13 protein-coding genes are annotated in these 14,268 nt (G+C 73.0%); 4 read left to right on the plus strand and 9 right to left on the minus strand.

Annotation, left to right across the window (positions count from 1 at the left end):
- Nucleotides 1–157: 157 nt before the first annotated feature.
- Nucleotides 158–1,312, plus strand: a complete 1,155-nt coding sequence (locus tag ACIQG9_RS22010; RefSeq protein ID WP_400405334.1) for an AI-2E family transporter — start codon at nt 158–160, stop codon at nt 1,310–1,312.
- 150 nt (nt 1,313–1,462) lie between these two features.
- On the opposite strand, the gene ACIQG9_RS22015 is transcribed toward ACIQG9_RS22010, so the two are convergent.
- Nucleotides 1,463–2,119 carry a dienelactone hydrolase family protein gene (locus ACIQG9_RS22015; RefSeq protein ID WP_400405633.1) on the minus strand — a complete coding sequence of 219 codons (657 nt, stop codon included), beginning with the start codon at nt 2,117–2,119 and terminating at the stop codon, nt 1,463–1,465.
- A 156-nt stretch (nt 2,120–2,275) separates the two neighbouring features.
- Between ACIQG9_RS22015 and ACIQG9_RS22020 the strand changes: the two genes are divergently transcribed.
- The 3 genes from ACIQG9_RS22020 (at nt 2,276) to ACIQG9_RS22030 (ending at nt 3,252) form a co-directional block, all read left to right on the plus strand.
- Nucleotides 2,276–2,668 (plus strand): MerR family transcriptional regulator, encoded by a 393-nt coding sequence (locus tag ACIQG9_RS22020; protein ID WP_400405336.1) that lies wholly within the window; start codon nt 2,276–2,278, stop codon nt 2,666–2,668.
- Nucleotides 2,638–2,985, plus strand: a complete 348-nt coding sequence (locus ACIQG9_RS22025) for a thioredoxin family protein (RefSeq protein ID WP_400405338.1) — start codon at nt 2,638–2,640, stop codon at nt 2,983–2,985. Before ACIQG9_RS22020 ends, ACIQG9_RS22025 begins: the two co-directional genes overlap by 31 nt.
- A gap of 87 nt (nt 2,986–3,072) precedes the next feature.
- Nucleotides 3,073–3,252, plus strand: a complete 180-nt coding sequence (locus tag ACIQG9_RS22030) for a hypothetical protein (protein ID WP_400405635.1) — start codon at nt 3,073–3,075, stop codon at nt 3,250–3,252.
- A 42-nt stretch (nt 3,253–3,294) separates the two neighbouring features.
- Here ACIQG9_RS22030 and ACIQG9_RS22035 read toward each other — a convergent pair whose 3' ends face one another.
- From ACIQG9_RS22035 to ACIQG9_RS22070, 8 genes are all read right to left on the minus strand, one after another.
- Complete coding sequence (locus ACIQG9_RS22035) at nt 3,295–5,667, minus strand: glycoside hydrolase family 65 protein (RefSeq protein WP_400405341.1); 2,373 nt, start codon at nt 5,665–5,667, stop codon at nt 3,295–3,297.
- The gene (locus ACIQG9_RS22040) at nt 5,664–6,413 is read right to left on the minus strand and encodes a beta-phosphoglucomutase family hydrolase (RefSeq protein ID WP_400405343.1); all 750 of its coding nucleotides are present in this window, start codon (nt 6,411–6,413) and stop codon (nt 5,664–5,666) included. The genes ACIQG9_RS22035 and ACIQG9_RS22040 overlap by 4 nt, the downstream gene beginning before the upstream one ends.
- A 61-nt stretch (nt 6,414–6,474) precedes the next feature.
- A complete protein-coding gene (locus ACIQG9_RS22045; RefSeq protein WP_400405346.1) occupies nt 6,475–6,942 on the minus strand; it encodes a DUF4442 domain-containing protein in 468 nt (155 codons plus the stop codon).
- Nucleotides 6,943–6,989: 47 nt separating this feature from the next.
- On the minus strand, nt 6,990–8,294 hold the full coding sequence (locus tag ACIQG9_RS22050) for an ABC transporter ATP-binding protein (RefSeq protein ID WP_400405348.1): 1,305 nt from the start codon (nt 8,292–8,294) through the stop codon (nt 6,990–6,992).
- Nucleotides 8,295–8,425: 131 nt separating this feature from the next.
- Nucleotides 8,426–10,600, minus strand: coding sequence for a CDP-glycerol glycerophosphotransferase family protein (locus ACIQG9_RS22055; protein ID WP_400405350.1), 2,175 nt, complete (start codon nt 10,598–10,600; stop codon nt 8,426–8,428).
- Nucleotides 10,601–10,616: 16 nt separating this feature from the next.
- The gene (locus ACIQG9_RS22060) at nt 10,617–12,659 is read right to left on the minus strand and encodes a DUF5941 domain-containing protein (protein WP_400405352.1); all 2,043 of its coding nucleotides are present in this window, start codon (nt 12,657–12,659) and stop codon (nt 10,617–10,619) included.
- Nucleotides 12,656–13,399, minus strand: coding sequence for an ABC transporter ATP-binding protein (locus ACIQG9_RS22065; RefSeq protein ID WP_400405355.1), 744 nt, complete (start codon nt 13,397–13,399; stop codon nt 12,656–12,658). Before ACIQG9_RS22065 ends, ACIQG9_RS22060 begins: the two co-directional genes overlap by 4 nt.
- A complete protein-coding gene (locus ACIQG9_RS22070; protein WP_400405358.1) occupies nt 13,400–14,227 on the minus strand; it encodes an ABC transporter permease in 828 nt (275 codons plus the stop codon).
- Between the last annotated feature and the right edge of the window lie 41 nt (nt 14,228–14,268).

Raw genomic sequence — 14,268 nt, forward strand, 5'->3', positions numbered from 1 at the left:
TTGGCCGGGCTCGGCCGGGCGGGCAGGCGCGCGCAGGCGCTGCCACCTGGCCGGGTCTGTCCTGGTCGGCAGCGGCGGGCCGACCCGACATCGAGCCATCGGGTGTCGTGGCCACACCGGTCGGGTATCGATCCCGCCGAGACCGAGGAGGATCGACGTGGTCGAGGACGGTGACGGGCGTACGCCCGAGGTGACCGCGGCGGGTGCCCGCACGACGCCACGGCAGGCCTGGGCGGCGCTGCCCTGGCTGGTGCGTACGGCGGTGGTGTGGAGTTCCTGCCTGGTGGTCGTGGTGTTCGGGCTCTACCTGCTGGGGCGGGTGGCGATGCTGCTGGCGCCGCTGGCGATCGCCCTGGCGGTCACCCTCTTCCTGACCGCGCTGCTCGACCCGGTGCTGCTGGGCCTGCGCCGGCTGCGGGTGCCGGCCGCCCCGGCCGCGCTGCTGACCGTCCTGCTGCTGCTCGGCATCCTGGTCGGGGTGGGTGCGCTGGTGTGGAACCTGACCGCCGCCCAGTTCGGCGAGCTGAGTCAGCAGCTCGACGAGGGCCTGCAACGCAGCCGGGACTTCGCCACCGGGACCCTGCCGGTCAGCGACGCCCAGCTCGACAAGCTGGTCCGGCAACTCCGGGACGGTCTGGGCGGCAGCGCCCCCGACCCGGTCGGCGGTGCCCGGACGGCCGCCGAGGTGGCCGGCTCCGCCCTGCTCGCCCTGGTGCTGCTCTTCTTCCTGCTCAAGGACGGCCGGTCGATGTGGCAGTGGGTGCTGCGCCGGCTGACCGGACCGAACCGTACGGTGACCGCCGAGGCGGGCCGGGTCGGCTGGCGCACCCTCGGCTCGTACAGCCGGGGCACGATGATCATCGCGGCGATCGACGCGATCGGCATCGGGCTGGCGCTGGTCCTGCTCGGGGTGCCACTGGCGCTGCCGCTGGCACTGATCACCTTCCTGGGCGGCTTCGTCCCGATCATCGGGGCCACGGTGGCCGGCGCGGTCGCCGTGCTGGTGGCGCTGGCCGCGAAGGGCCCGACCACGGCACTGCTGGTGCTGGCCGCGGTGATCGCCGTACAGCAGATCGAGGGCAACCTGTTGGAGCCGCTGGTGATGAAGCGGCAGGTGCAGTTGCACCCGGCGGTGATCCTGGTGGTGGTGACCGCCGGCACGCTGATCGCCGGCATCGCCGGCGCGTTCGTGTCGGTACCGGTCGCGGCCGTCACCTACCGGGTGGTCGACACCGTCCAACGACACCGCGACCAGGCCGCCGCACCGCCGCCGGATGACCGACCAGGCCCACGCCGGGCCACCCCAGCCTGACCCACCCACCCCACCCCGCACCCCCACCCTCCACCCCGCACCCGCAAGATCGGGAGGCAGCCAGATGGAGGCCAGCGCGATCGCCGGAATGGTCAGCCCGGGGCCGTGCCAGCACGGCGTGGACACCGCCGGGGCAGTGCCGGCGACCTGTCAGGCGGGGACGGGGAGGTGGCGGGCGAACCAGTCGGCGGCGTCGGCGGCGACCTGGTCGAGGGTGCCCGGCTCCTCGAACAGGTGGGTGGCGCCGGGCACGATCCGCAGTTCGTGCGGGGCGGTGAGCGCGTCGGTGGCCTGCTCGTTCAGCGTGATCACCTGCTCGTCCAGGCCGCCCACCAGCAGCAGGGTCGGGGCGCGTACCCCCGACAGCGCGGCGCCGGCCAGGTCGGGCCGGCCACCCCGGGACACCACCGCGGCGATCCGTTGCGGACGTCCGGCGGCGGCCACCAGGGCGGCGGCCGCGCCGGTGCTCGCCCCGAACAGGCCGAACGGCATCCGTCCCAGTCTCGGGTTGGCAGCGAGCCAGTCGATGATGCCGGCGAGCCGCCCGGCGAGCAGTCCGATGTCGAAGCGCAGCTCGGCGGTACGGGCGTCCACCGCGTCCTCCTCGGGGGTGAGCAGGTCCGCCAGCACGGTGGTCAGTCCGCGCCGCTGGAGCACCCGGGCCACCGCCACGTTGCGTGGGCTGTGCCGGGAGCTGCCGCTGCCGTGGGCGAAGAGCACCACGCCCGCCGCGTCGTCCGGCCCGTCGACGTCCGCCGGCAACCTGGCGGCACCCAGCGGGACGGTCACCTCCGCGCGTACCCCCATGGTGTTCCCCTCCCTGCTCGTCCGGTGGGCGGCGGTCGCCGACCTGCTCACGGCCGGCCCGGTGCCCGGTTACCCACCGGGTGGCCTCCCTCACCCGTTGCCTTGACACCGGCGACAAGGTCTAGCGTGACGCCAGGAACGGGCCGAGGAGGTCGGATGCTGATCGGCGAGCTGGCGGAACGGGCCGGCACGAGCACCCGCACGCTGCGGTACTACGAGACGCACGGGCTGGTCCGGCCGCGCCGCTCGGCCAACGGCTACCGGGTCTACGACGAGGCGGAGCTGCGGGTCGTCCACGAGATCCGGGCGCTGCTGGCGGTCGGGTTCGGCCTGGACGACATCCGGCCGTTCGTGGCCTGCCTACGGGCCGGCCACGCCTCCGGGGACGTCTGCCCGGACTCGGTCGCCGTACTGCGCCGCAAGCTCGCCGAGGTGGACGCCTATCTCGACCGGCTCGGCACGGTGCGGCGGCAGTTGCACGAACAACTCGCCCAAGCCATCACACAACGGGAGGAAACATGCTTCAGGGGACCACGGACGGAACGCTGACCGTCGTCACGGACGCCACCTTCGCCGACACGGTGCTGGCCGCCGACCGGCCGGTGGTGGTCGACTTCTGGGCGCGGTGGTGCCCGCCCTGCGTGGCGGTCTCCCGCAGCCTCGCCGAGCTGGCCGGGGAGTTCGGCGACCGGCTGCTGGTGACCACCCTCGACACCGACGAGAATCCCGCGACCGCCAGGACGTACGGGGTGATGTCGTTGCCCACCCTGCTGGTCTTCTCCGGCGGCGCGCTGGTCGGGTCGACCGTCGGCTCCCGGCCGAAGAGCCACCTGCGGCTCAGCTTCGCCCGCCACCTGGCGGGGTGACGCCGGGGCCGTTTGTGCCCGGGGACGAGCGGGAAGGCCGGGGTGACCAAGGGCGCAGCCGCGCCCCGACAGATCGCGAGGATCGCCATGGCCAAGCAGAAGGCCCGTCAGCAGACCCGGACCGCCGAGCAGGAGAACCGCGAACAGGACGCCGAGCGCAGCCCGGACTGGGCGGACGAGGCGGCGCAGGCCCGTACGGCGGACGACCCGCGCGCCTCCACTCCGCGCGACGCCGCGGGCCGCCCCTCCAACGGCCGCCAGTTCTGACCCTCCGGCCGGTTCCGGGTCGGTCGACGGGCCACGCCGGAGTCAGATGCGGGTCTCCGGGAGGCGGAGCAGCGGGGCCCGGCCGGGCGGCTGTTCCGGGGCGGGTCCGCCCGGGTGCGCCTCCGGGACCGGCACGGTCACCGGCACGGCGGAGGTGACCCGCACCGTCTCGCCGTGGTGCCGCAGCTCCATCGCCGTCTCCGGGCCGCCGTTGCGCAGCGAGTACGTGGTCTGGTGCGGCCGGACGTCCACCCGCAGCCGCATCGACCGCCACTGCAACGAGAACTCCAGTCGGCTCAGCCGGCTGGACAGCCGGGGCGAGAAGGACAACGTGCCGTCGTGGTCACGTAGCCCACCGAAGCCGGCCACCAGCGCGATCCAGGCACCCGCGAGCGAGGCCATGTGCACGCCGTCGCGGGTGTTCTCGTTGAGGTCGTGCAGGTCCATCAGCGCGGCCTCGCGCAGGTAGCTGTGGGCCAGTTCGGGGTGGCCCACCTCGGCCGCCAGCACCGCCTGGGTGGAGGCCGACAGCGAGGAGTCCCGCACGGTGCGCCGCTCGTAGTAGAGGAAGTTGCGCAGCTTCTCGGCGTCGGTGAAGGCGTCCCCCCGCCAGTGCATGGCCAGCACCAGGTCGGCCTGCTTGACCACCTGTTTGCGGTACAGGTCGAAGTACGGGTAGTGCAGCAGCAGCGGGTACTTCTCCGCCGGAGTGTGCGCGAAGTCCCACTCCTGGAGCCGGGTGAAGCCCTCCACCTGCTCGTGCACGTCGAGGTCCGAGTCGTACGGGACGTTCATGGACTGCGCCGCGTCCCGCCACGCGGCCGCCTCCTCGTCGGTCACCCCGAGGTCGCGGGCCTGGTCCCGCAGCCGCATTGCGCACTCGGCGGCGGTGAGCAGGTTCCGCTGCGCCATCAGGTTGGTGTAGATGTTGTCGTTCTTGACGGCGGTGTACTCGTCCGGGCCGGTGACGCCGTCGATGTGGAACTGACCGTACCGGTCGTGGTGCCCCAGCGACCGCCAGAGCCGGGCGGTCTCCACCAGCAGCTCCAGGCCGATGTCCCGTTCCACCTGCTCGTCCCCGGTGACCAGGACGTAGCGGCGCAGCGCGTCGGCGACGTCGGCGGCGATGTGGAAGGCGGCGGTGCCGGCGGGCCAGTACGCCGACGACTCCGCGCCCTCGATGGTCCGCCACGGGAAGGCCGCGCCGGCCAGGTTGAGCGTCCGGGCCCGGTCGTGCGCCTGTTCGAGCGTGGAGTGCCGCCAGTACAGGGCGTCCCGGACCGCGCTCGGCTGGGTGTAGGTCAGCACCGGCAGCACGAACATCTCGGTGTCCCAGAACGCGTGCCCGTCGTACCCGGGGCCGGTCAGGCCCTTCGCGGAGATCGGCCGGCGCTCGGCCCGGGCACCGGCCTGGAGCACGTGGAACAGCCCGAACCGGACGGCCTGCTGCACCTCCGGGTCGCCCTCCACCCGCACGTCGGCGGCGTCCCAGAACTCGTCGAGGTACCGCCGCTGCTCCCGGCGCAGCCCGTCCCAGCCGTCCAGGCGGGCGGCGGTCAGCGCCGCGCCGACCTGGTCGCGCAGCGCCGGCAGCGACCGCCGGCTGGACCAGCCGTACGTCAGGTACTTGACCACCCGCAGCGTCTCGCCGGGCTTGAGCACGCACCCGACGGTGGTACGCACCCAGTCCTCGTACCCCTCGGACTCGACGGTGGCCTTGGTCGGGGCCTGTACGTCGTGCCCCATGGCGGCGGCCACCCGCAGCCCGCTGACCTTGGTCCGGTGGATGAGCAGCCCGCCGTCGGCGGTGGTCAGCTCCTCCTCGGCCTGCAACGGTGACTCCAGCACGGCGGCAACCCGGGGGTCGCGGCTCTGCGCCGGCAGGTTCTCGTTGGCCACCAGTTCGGACTGGAGGATGAGGCGCAGCGGCCCGCTGACCGCCTCCACCTCGTAGTGGATCGCGGCGACCGACCGCTGGGTGAAGGAGACCAGCCGGGTGCTGCGCACCTTCACCTCGCGGCCGGCGGGCGACCGCCAGTGCATCTCCCGGTGCAGGGTGCCGGCGCGCAGGTCGAGGATCCGCTCGTGGCTCAGCAGTTCGCCGTACCGCAGGTCGAGGGGTTCGTCGTCGACCAGCAGCCGGATGAGCTTGCCGTTGGTGACGTTCACGATGGTCTGGCCCGACTCGGGGAAGCCGAACCCGGCCTCCGCGTACGGCAGCGGGCGCAGCTCGTAGAAGGAGTTCAGGTAGGTGCCGGGTAGCCCGTGCGGCTCACCCTCGTCGAGGTTGCCGCGCAGCCCGACGTGGCCGTTGGAGAGCGCGAAGACCGACTCGGACTGGGCCAGCACGTCCATGTCGAGCCGGGTCTCCCGGACGTGCCACGGCTCGACCGGGTACGCGCGTTCGCGGATCATGCGGCCGGCTCCGTCAGCAGCTCGGCGAGGTCGGCGACCACCACGTCGGCGCCGTGGGCGCGCAGTTCGGCGGCCTGACCGACCCGGTCGACGCCGACCACGTGGCCGAAGCCGCCGGCCCGACCGGCCGCCACCCCGGCGAGGGCGTCCTCGAAGACGGCGGCGTCGGCCGGTGCGACCCCGAGCAGCTCCGCCCCGGCGAGGAAGGTGTCCGGGTGCGGTTTACCGCGTAGCCCCTCGGCGCGGGCGACCAGCCCGTCCACCCGGGCCTCCAACAGCGGTTCGAGGCCGGCTGCGGCGACCACGGCGCGACAGTTGGCGCTGGCCGAGACGACCGCGCGGCGCAGCCCGGCCTGTTCGGCGGCCCGCAGGTACCGCACCGAACCCGGGTAGACCTCGACGCCGTCGTGCCGGATGCGGTCGAGCAGGACGACGTTCTTGCGGTTGCCGACCCCGTTGACGGTGTCCGCCTCCGGCGGGTCGTCCGGGTTCCCCTCGGGCAGGGTGATGCCCCGGGAGGCGAGGAACGAGCGCACCCCGTCGGCCCGGGGTCGCCCGTCGACGTACCGGTTGTAGTCGGGGCCGGGGTCGAAGGGCCGGAACGGCTCACCCGTGGCCGTGGCGTGCCGGCGCAGGAAGTCGTCGAAGGTCTGCTTCCAGGCGGCGTTGTGGACCTTGGCGGTCTGCGTCAACACACCGTCCAGGTCGAAGAGACAGGCGGTCACATGAGCAGGTAGGCCCAGCACGGTACGAATCTATCCACCGGACCCGCCGGGCAAACCCGTTTCCCGGGCGTGGCGTGCTGGGTCAGTGGTTCGGGCGCAGCGTCCAGACGACGGTCATCGTGCCGGTGACGGTGCCGTCCTCGGTGCTGATCTCCACCTCGACCGGGAACTCCGGGCGCTGCCCGGCGTCCAGCTCGGCGAGCACCTCGGTCGGGGTGCGGCCGAGCCGGGCGGTGGCGAGCACCGGCCCGACGGCCAGTTTCCGGTACGCGATGTCGGCCCGGACGGCGAGCGGCACGGCACGGTCGAGCACCGGCCCGAACGCGGCCATCACCACCGTTCCGGAGGCGGTCTCGCCGAGGGTGAACATGGCCCCGGCGTGGGGGCCGCCGACGTGGTTGTGGGTGGCCGGCGAGTCGGGCAGCCGGACGACCGCCCGGACCCCACCCTCGGCCTCCGGCGCGACCTCGACGAACTCGAAGCCGAGCGTGCGGGCGAACGGTACGGCCCGGAGCATCCCGGCCGCCACCTGGCGCGAGTCGATGGACATGCCCCGACGTTACTAGCCGGTAACTTCTCCGGCAAGGGGCACCCTGATCAGCGCCAACCCACGTCGATCCGGTCACCGCGCTCGTCGAAGAAGTGCAGCGCGTCCATCCGCACCGCGACCGACATCGGGTGCCCCGCCGAGATCGCCGGGTACGGAGCCAGCCGGACCGCCAACTCGGCCGGGCGTCGGTGGTGCCGGCCGGGATCGTTCAGCACGCTGGTCCGGTTACCGCCCGACACGGGCAGGGTCGGCCCGGAATCGGCGGCCCGCCCGGTGAGCCGCTGCATGACCTGGCCGAACCGGCGCAGCCCACGCTGCCCCGAGGTCGCGTCGTCGGCCGGCGTGCTCATCTCGTCCACCATGATCGCGGTGGCGCCGATGTCGAGGAAGGCCAACGACTCGTGCCCGTGGTGCTCCAGGTAGCGCACCCGACCCTGGAGCACGTCGCCGGGGGTGTCTGGGGCGACCGGGGTGAGCGCCTCGGCGCGCATCCCGACCACGATCCGCTCGCCGTGGTAGTGCGCCACCGCCCGGCTGCGGATGTCGTCCCAGGGCAGGTAGATCGCCTGATCGCCGAGGGTCAGCGTGACGTACCGGTCGAGGTGGACGTAGACCGACGCCTCCAGCAGGTTCATCCGCGGGCTGCCCAGGAAGGCGGCGACGTAGAGGGTCGCCGGCCGGCCGTACACCTGGGTGGGGGTGCCCACGTCCTGGAGGACACCCTTGCGCATGATGGCGACCCGGTCGGCCATGGTCAGCGCCTCGGCCTGGTCGTGGGTGACGTAGATGGTGGTGACGCCCAGCTCGCGGGTGAGCCCGGAGATCTCGGCACGCAGCTCGGCGCGGAGACCGCTGTCCAGGTTGGACAGCGGCTCGTCCATCAGGAACAGCCCCGGGCGGCGGACGATCGCCCGGCCCATCGCGACCCGCTGGCGCTGGCCGCCGGAGAGCTGGCTCGGCTTGCGGCCGAGCACGTCACCGATACCGAGCGCGCTGGCCACGTCCTGCACCCGCTCACCGCGCGGCGACGGCTCGACGCCGGACAGCTTCAGCGGGAAGCCGATGTTGTCACCGACCGTCATGTGCGGGTAGAGCGCGAAGTCCTGGAAGACCATGGCGATCTTGCGCTCCCGAGGCGGCAGGTCGTTGGCGACCTCACCGTCGAGCAGCACCGCGCCCATGGTCGGGTCCTCCAGGCCCGCGACCATCCGCAGCACGGTGGATTTCCCACATCCGGACGGGCCGAGCAGCACCATGAACTCGCCGTCGTTGACGTCGAGACTGACGTTGTCGACGGCCAGTGTCCCGTCCTGGAAAACCTTGGTGACATCCTTGAGCGCGACGGTGGTCACCGTCTCCTCCCCCAGCTCGGCCGAACCCCGGGTTGACTGTGACGAGGATCATCCGGTTAGCACATCGGGTAAACGTGCCATGTTCGGCTCATGACAGGTCTATTACGCGCCAGTACGAAGGCCGTCCCGGATCAGCCGGGTTCGTCGAGAAAGACCCGCCGGACCACCCGTTCCGCCGCGTGCCCGTCGTCCCAGCCGCAGAACCGGTCCCGGAACCGCTGCCGGGCCCGGTTGGCCGGCTCCCCGGTCACCGCACCGGAGCGGAACAGTTCCAGCAGGTCGTCGAAGGTGAGCGCGACCGCTCCCGGCGGCTCGGCCGTCACGTCGAAGTAGACCCCCCGGGCCAGCCGGTAGGCGTCCCGGTCCGGGGCGTAGAGCACGATCGGCCGGTCCAGGACGGCGTAGTCGAACATCGCCGACGAGTAGTCGGTGACCAGCACGTCGGCGGCGAGGTAGAGGTCCTCGACGCAGCCGACGTCGCTGACGTCGACCGCCCGCCCACCGGTCCGTCGGCGGGCCCGGCCGTCCCGGTCGTCGAAGTAGTGGCTGCGCACCAGCAGCCGCCCGGCCGGCCCGAGCACGTCGAGCAGCCGGTGCGGGTCGAACGGCGGGTGGTAGCCCGGCAGGTGCTCCCGGTGGGTTGGCGCGTAGAGCACCACCCGCTCGTCCGGGGCGACCCCGAGCCGCCCGCGCACCTCGGCGACCTCCTCGGCGGTGGCGGTGACCAGCCGGTCGTTGCGCGGGTAGCCGACCTCCAGCCGGACGTAGTCCGCCGGGTAGGCCCGGTCCCACGACTGGGTGGAGAAGCTGTTGGCGGTGATGCTGTAGTCCCACCGGTCCACCCGGCGCAGCAGCCCGGCGAAGTCCATCCCGACCGCGCCGACCGGGTAGCGCTGCTGGTCCAGGCCCATCACCTTGACCGGCGTGCCGTGGTGGGTCTGCACGTGCACCTGGTCGGGTCGCTTGCGGACGAAGTCGGGGAAGTTCACGTTGTTGACCAGGAACCGGGCCCGGGCCAGCGCCCGGAGGTAGTCGCGGGTGCCGGCCACCACGTACTCGGTGCCGGGCGGCAGCGTGTCGACCCGGTCCCGGCGGACCACCCACACCCCGCGCAGGTGTGGGGCCAGCCGGCGGGCGGCGGCGTCGATCGCGGCCGGGTTGCAGGCGTACCCGCGGTACCAGTAGGCGGCGTACAGGGCCAGCGTCGGGTCGACCGGCTTGCGCAGCTCGGCCCGGTAGTACTGGCGCAGCAGGACGTCCCGGGTCAGCCGGGCGGTACGCCGGGTCACCGGCAGCGCCCGTCGGCGGGCCGCCCGCGCGGTCTCCCTGGCCTGGTTGGCGGCGCGCAGCGCGCTGAACGTCCGCCACCGGCCCGCCGCGACGAGCCGGTGCTTGAGCCCTTCCAGGCCGGCCGGCGGCGGGCGGTCCCCGGCCGGGCGGAAGCGCCGGTAATCGGCGGTGATCCGGTGGAAGAAGGCCGCCCGCAGTTCGGGGGCGATCCGCTCGCCGTTGCCGAGCACGGTCAGGTAGTGCCAGATCATCCGCTCGAAGACCGCCGGGCGCAGCCCGGCCAGCTCCGGTCGGTCGTCGAGGAACCGGAACACCCGGTGCCACTGCGCGAAGACCTCGAAGTGCCGGTCGCCCCGGGTCCGGGTGATCGCACCGGCCCGCCGCTGCCGGTAGTTGACGCAGACCCGGTCCAGCACGCCGATCCGCCCGGCGGCCATCAGCACCGGGTAGCTGAACGACACGTCCTCGTACCAGCCGGGGGCGAAGCGCAGCCCGAGGTCGACCAGGAACTCCCGGCGGACCAGCCGATTCCAGGCGGTGTGCAGCAGGCACAGGCTCTCCGGCCGGTCCGGCAACCGGAACGTCGCCGGGCCGGGCGGCTCGGGGAAGACCTCCGGCAGGGCGCTGTGGGTGACGACGTCGTCCCAGTGCACCCGGACGTGGTCGACCAGGAGCACGTCCGGGCGGGTGGCGGTGAGCCGGTCGGCGACCTCCGGCAGGCAGTCCGGGGCGAGCCAGTCGTCGCCGTCGAGGAACCAGACGTACGCGCCGGTGGCTCGGTCCAGCCCGGCGTTGCGGGCCGGACCGAGCCCGACGTTCTCCGGCAGCCGCAGCACCCGGACCCGGGGGTCGCGGGCGGCGTACTCGTCGAGGATGTCGCCGGAGGCGTCCGGCGAGGCGTCGTCGACGCCGATCACCTCGATGTCGCGGTACGGCTGGTCGAGCAGGGAGTCCAGGCACTCACGCAGGTAGCCCTGCACCCGGAAGGCCGGTACGACGAAGCTGATCAGCGTCATCCGGCCGCCCCTGTCGTCAGCCCGGCGAACCACCCCGCACCGGCACGGCCGCCGTCCGGGTGGCCCGGGCCGGCAGGACGACCCAGGCCAGGACGACACTCGCCACGAAAACCACAAGAAGGTACGTACCGAGTGTAGCCATGCCGAGGGCGGCAAATCCGGCAATCGCCGCCATCGTCAGCAGCACCGAACGCCCCTCCCAACCCAGCGTCCACGGGTGCAGCGGCGGTGCCGCCTGCCGCTTCTCCAACCGGGCGGTCAGGTCGTAGTGGTGCACGGTCAGCACGAAGACGTACCCGAAGATCAGCCAGGCCGGCACCCCGCCGACCACCCCGACCACGGCGGCGAAGAGGTACTCGCCGGCCCGCAGCGCCGCCGGCACCAGCCAGTCCAGCGGCCCGTTGTGCGCCGCGCCCGCCCCCAGCCCGGCGACCAGCAGCACCAGCAACGCCACCGGCAACCACCAGCGCAGCCCGCCCGGGTCGCCGTCCCCGGCCAGCCGGAGCAGCCCCACCACCAGCAGCGCCGCTGGCCCGAGCGCCCCGATCACCGCCAGGGTCAGCGGGCCCATCGGGCGGACCACCGGCAGCCGGGCGGCCAGCGGCCCGTCGTCGCGGTGCAGCGTCGCGTCGACGGTGTCCAGCACCGGCACCCACATCCAGCGCGCCCGCAGGGTACGCAGCGCACCCGTGTACGCGAACGCCAGCACGCCCCACACCAGCACCGAGACCAGGCTGACCAGCGGCCCGAACAGCGCGGCGGTGACCGCGATCAGTGCCCACCGCTCGCCGATCGGGAAGACCACCGTCCGCTTCAACCAGTACGACACCGAGCCGGTGTCCGCCTGCACCCGGGTGGAGGCGGCGTTCAGCTTCCCGCCGATCCCGCCGCCGGACGCCGCCGGGCGGGGTCGCCGGGCCGCCTCGTCGTGCAGCACGCCGTACCAGGCGTCGGTCATGTGCCGGACGGTCTGCAACGTCATCGCGGCGATGGCGAGCGCCCAGCCGTACCGGAAGCCGGCGTGCGTGGCGCCGTAGCCGAGGCCCGCGTAGACCAGGTACTCCTTCGCCCGGTCGGCCATCGTGTCCAGCCAGCCGCCCCAGGCGCTGAAGTGCCGGGTGTAGCGGGCCAACTGGCCGTCCACGCAGTCCAGCACGAAGCCCAGGTAGAGCAGGACCGCCCCGGCCACCAGAGCGGGCCGACCACCCGCGCCGAAGAGCACCGCCGCGACCAGCGCGAAGAGCACCGAGACCATGGTGACCCCGGTCGGCGTCAGGCCGAGCCGGGCACACCCCTTCGTCACGTACGGCGACCAGGTGCTGACGAAGTAACTGGTGAAGAAGTCGTCCCGCTCCTTCACCGACAGCCGCAGCTCCGCCCGGTCCTCGTCCACCCCGGCCACGGCCGCCTCGGCGGCGGCCAGCTCGGCCGGCTCGGTGACCCGGTGCGCCACGAGCAGTCGTACCCGCTGGGCGAAGGTCAGGGTGCCGAGGTCGGTGAGCGCGGCGAAGAGCCGGTCCACGGCGGGCCCGGCCGCCGGGGCGCCGCTCGCGTCCCGTGCCGGCGCGGTGCCGCTGGCGTCCCGTGCCGGCGCGGTGCCGCTCGCGTCCCGGGCCGGCGCGGTGCTGCTCGCGGCCCGCGCGGCGGCGGCCAGCGCCGGCAGGTCGTCCGCGCCGACCCGCAGCGCGCCGCCGAAGACGCCGGTGGCGTCGGCCAGGGCCGGACCGGCCTCGACCACCTGGCCGCGCTCCTCGCGCACCGCCGTCCGGCCGGCGGCCGGCGGGTCGGTGAGCACCAGGGCCACCGTGGGACCGACCGGGCTGGTCGCGAGATGCCTCAGTACGGCGGTGTGCGCCACCAGGTCGGCGCCGGTCACGACGACCGGTCCGGTGACGGTGTCGACCAGGGCGGCCAGCTCGTCCAGGTCGGCCACGGCCGCGACCCGGTCCGCCCCGGCCCGGCGCAGTTGGTCGGCGAGCCGGTCGGTGAGGGGTTCACCCGTGCCGGTGGGCAGGCCCGCGGCCGGCGCACCGGCGGCGAGCACGATCGCGAGGGTCACCGCGGCACCGCGGCGTGGTACGCGTCGAGCGCCTCGGCGACCGTCCCGTCGACGGTCAGCCGCCCGCCGTCGAGGTAGAGCCCCCGACGGCAGAACCGGGTCAGGTCCTTCTCGTTGTGTGACACCAGCACCAAGGTGCGCCCCTCCGCGAGCAGTCGGTCGATCGTCGAATAGCACTTCTTGCGGAACTCCGCGTCACCCACCGCGGTCACCTCGTCCATCAGCAGGATCGGGTGCGGCAGGTGCGAGATGATCGCGAACCCGAGGCGGACCTTCATCCCGGACGAGTAGTGCCGGACCGAGGTGTCGATGGCCCGTTCCACCTGCTCGCCCGCGAACGAGACGATGTCGTCGAAGTGCCGCTTGAGGTAGCCCGAGGAGAGCCCGTGCAGCCCGCCGACCAGGTAGAGGTTCTCCCGCCCGGTCAGGTCGTTGGAGAAACCGGCGGAGAGTTCCAGCAGCGGGGCCACGTCGCCGGAGACCCGGATCCGCCCCTCGTCCGGGATGAGCACCCCGGCGATCAGCCGCAGCAGGGTGCTCTTGCCGGTGCCGTTGCGGCCGATCACGCCGAGCGTGTCGCCCGGCTCGACGGTGAAGGAGACGTCCCGCAGCGGCCAGAACTGCCCGGCGGCGGCCGCCCGCCCGCCCCGGTGGATGAAGAACTCCCGCAGCCGTAGCTGCCGACGCCGGTTGCGGACGAAACGGATGCCGAGGCCCTGCGCCTCGATGATCGGCGCCACCTACAGTTCCTTCAGCACGGCCGGTTCGAGCCGGCGGAACGCCCACCAGCCGGCCACCAGCACCAGCAGGCTGCCGGCGATCGTGGTGACCAGCAGGCGGGCGTCCGGGAACTCGTCCGGGTACCAGATGGCGTGCTGGAGCTGGAAGATGCCGACCAGCGGGTTCAGCTCGTACGCCACCTTCACCCAGCCCGGCATCCCGGACTCCCGCACCAGGCTCAGCGGATAGATGATCGGCGTGGCGTAGAAGAGCACCCGGATGACCAGCCGCATGAACCGCTCGACGTCGCGCATCAGCACGTTCACCGCGGACAGCAGCAGGGACAACCCGACCAGCAGGGCGGCCTGCACCGCGACGGCCAACGGCAGGCTCAGCAGCGACCAACCGAGCTGGATCCGGCCGTGCGCGGCGTAGGCCGCGGCGACGGCCAGCAGGATCGGCAGGCCGGCGACGTACTCGGCGAACCGGCCGGTGACCCGGCCGATCGGGAACACCTGCCGGGGCACGTTCATCGTGGTGATCAGGCGGGACTGCCCGGTCAGCGCGTTGGTCGCCTCGCTCAGCGCCGAACTGGTCCACATCCAGGCGAAGATCCCGGTGATCAGGAACAGCGGGTACGACCCGGCGGCCTCGCCGAGGTGCCGGTTGGTGGGCCCGGAGTAGAGCACGCCGAAGACGAAGAAGTAGATCGCACCCATGCCGAGCGGCTCGATCAGCGACCAGAAGTAGCCGAGCACCGACTGCTGGTACTTCACCGCGAGATCGCGCCTGACCAGGATGCGCAACGAGTTACGGTGCGACCACAACGTCGTGACGCCTGTGGTCACCGTCGCCTCCCGCCTCGCCGAACGGACGACAGGTTAGCAGT

This window comes from Micromonospora sp. NPDC092111, from assembly GCF_044755745.1.
In the GTDB taxonomy this organism is placed as follows: domain Bacteria; phylum Actinomycetota; class Actinomycetes; order Mycobacteriales; family Micromonosporaceae; genus Micromonospora.

Excerpts from the sequence above, each read along its gene's own strand:
- ACIQG9_RS22015 (WP_400405633.1), bottom strand. The coding sequence starts at position 2,119 with ATGGGGGTACGCGCGGAGGTGACCGTCCCGCTGGGTGCCGCCAGGTTG.
- ACIQG9_RS22020 (WP_400405336.1), top strand. The coding sequence starts at position 2,276 with ATGCTGATCGGCGAGCTGGCGGAACGGGCCGGCACGAGCACCCGCACG.
- ACIQG9_RS22025 (WP_400405338.1), top strand. The coding sequence starts at position 2,638 with ATGCTTCAGGGGACCACGGACGGAACGCTGACCGTCGTCACGGACGCC.
- ACIQG9_RS22030 (WP_400405635.1), top strand. The coding sequence starts at position 3,073 with ATGGCCAAGCAGAAGGCCCGTCAGCAGACCCGGACCGCCGAGCAGGAG.
- ACIQG9_RS22035 (WP_400405341.1), bottom strand. The coding sequence starts at position 5,667 with ATGATCCGCGAACGCGCGTACCCGGTCGAGCCGTGGCACGTCCGGGAG.
- ACIQG9_RS22045 (WP_400405346.1), bottom strand. The coding sequence starts at position 6,942 with ATGTCCATCGACTCGCGCCAGGTGGCGGCCGGGATGCTCCGGGCCGTA.
- ACIQG9_RS22055 (WP_400405350.1), bottom strand. The coding sequence starts at position 10,600 with ATGACGCTGATCAGCTTCGTCGTACCGGCCTTCCGGGTGCAGGGCTAC.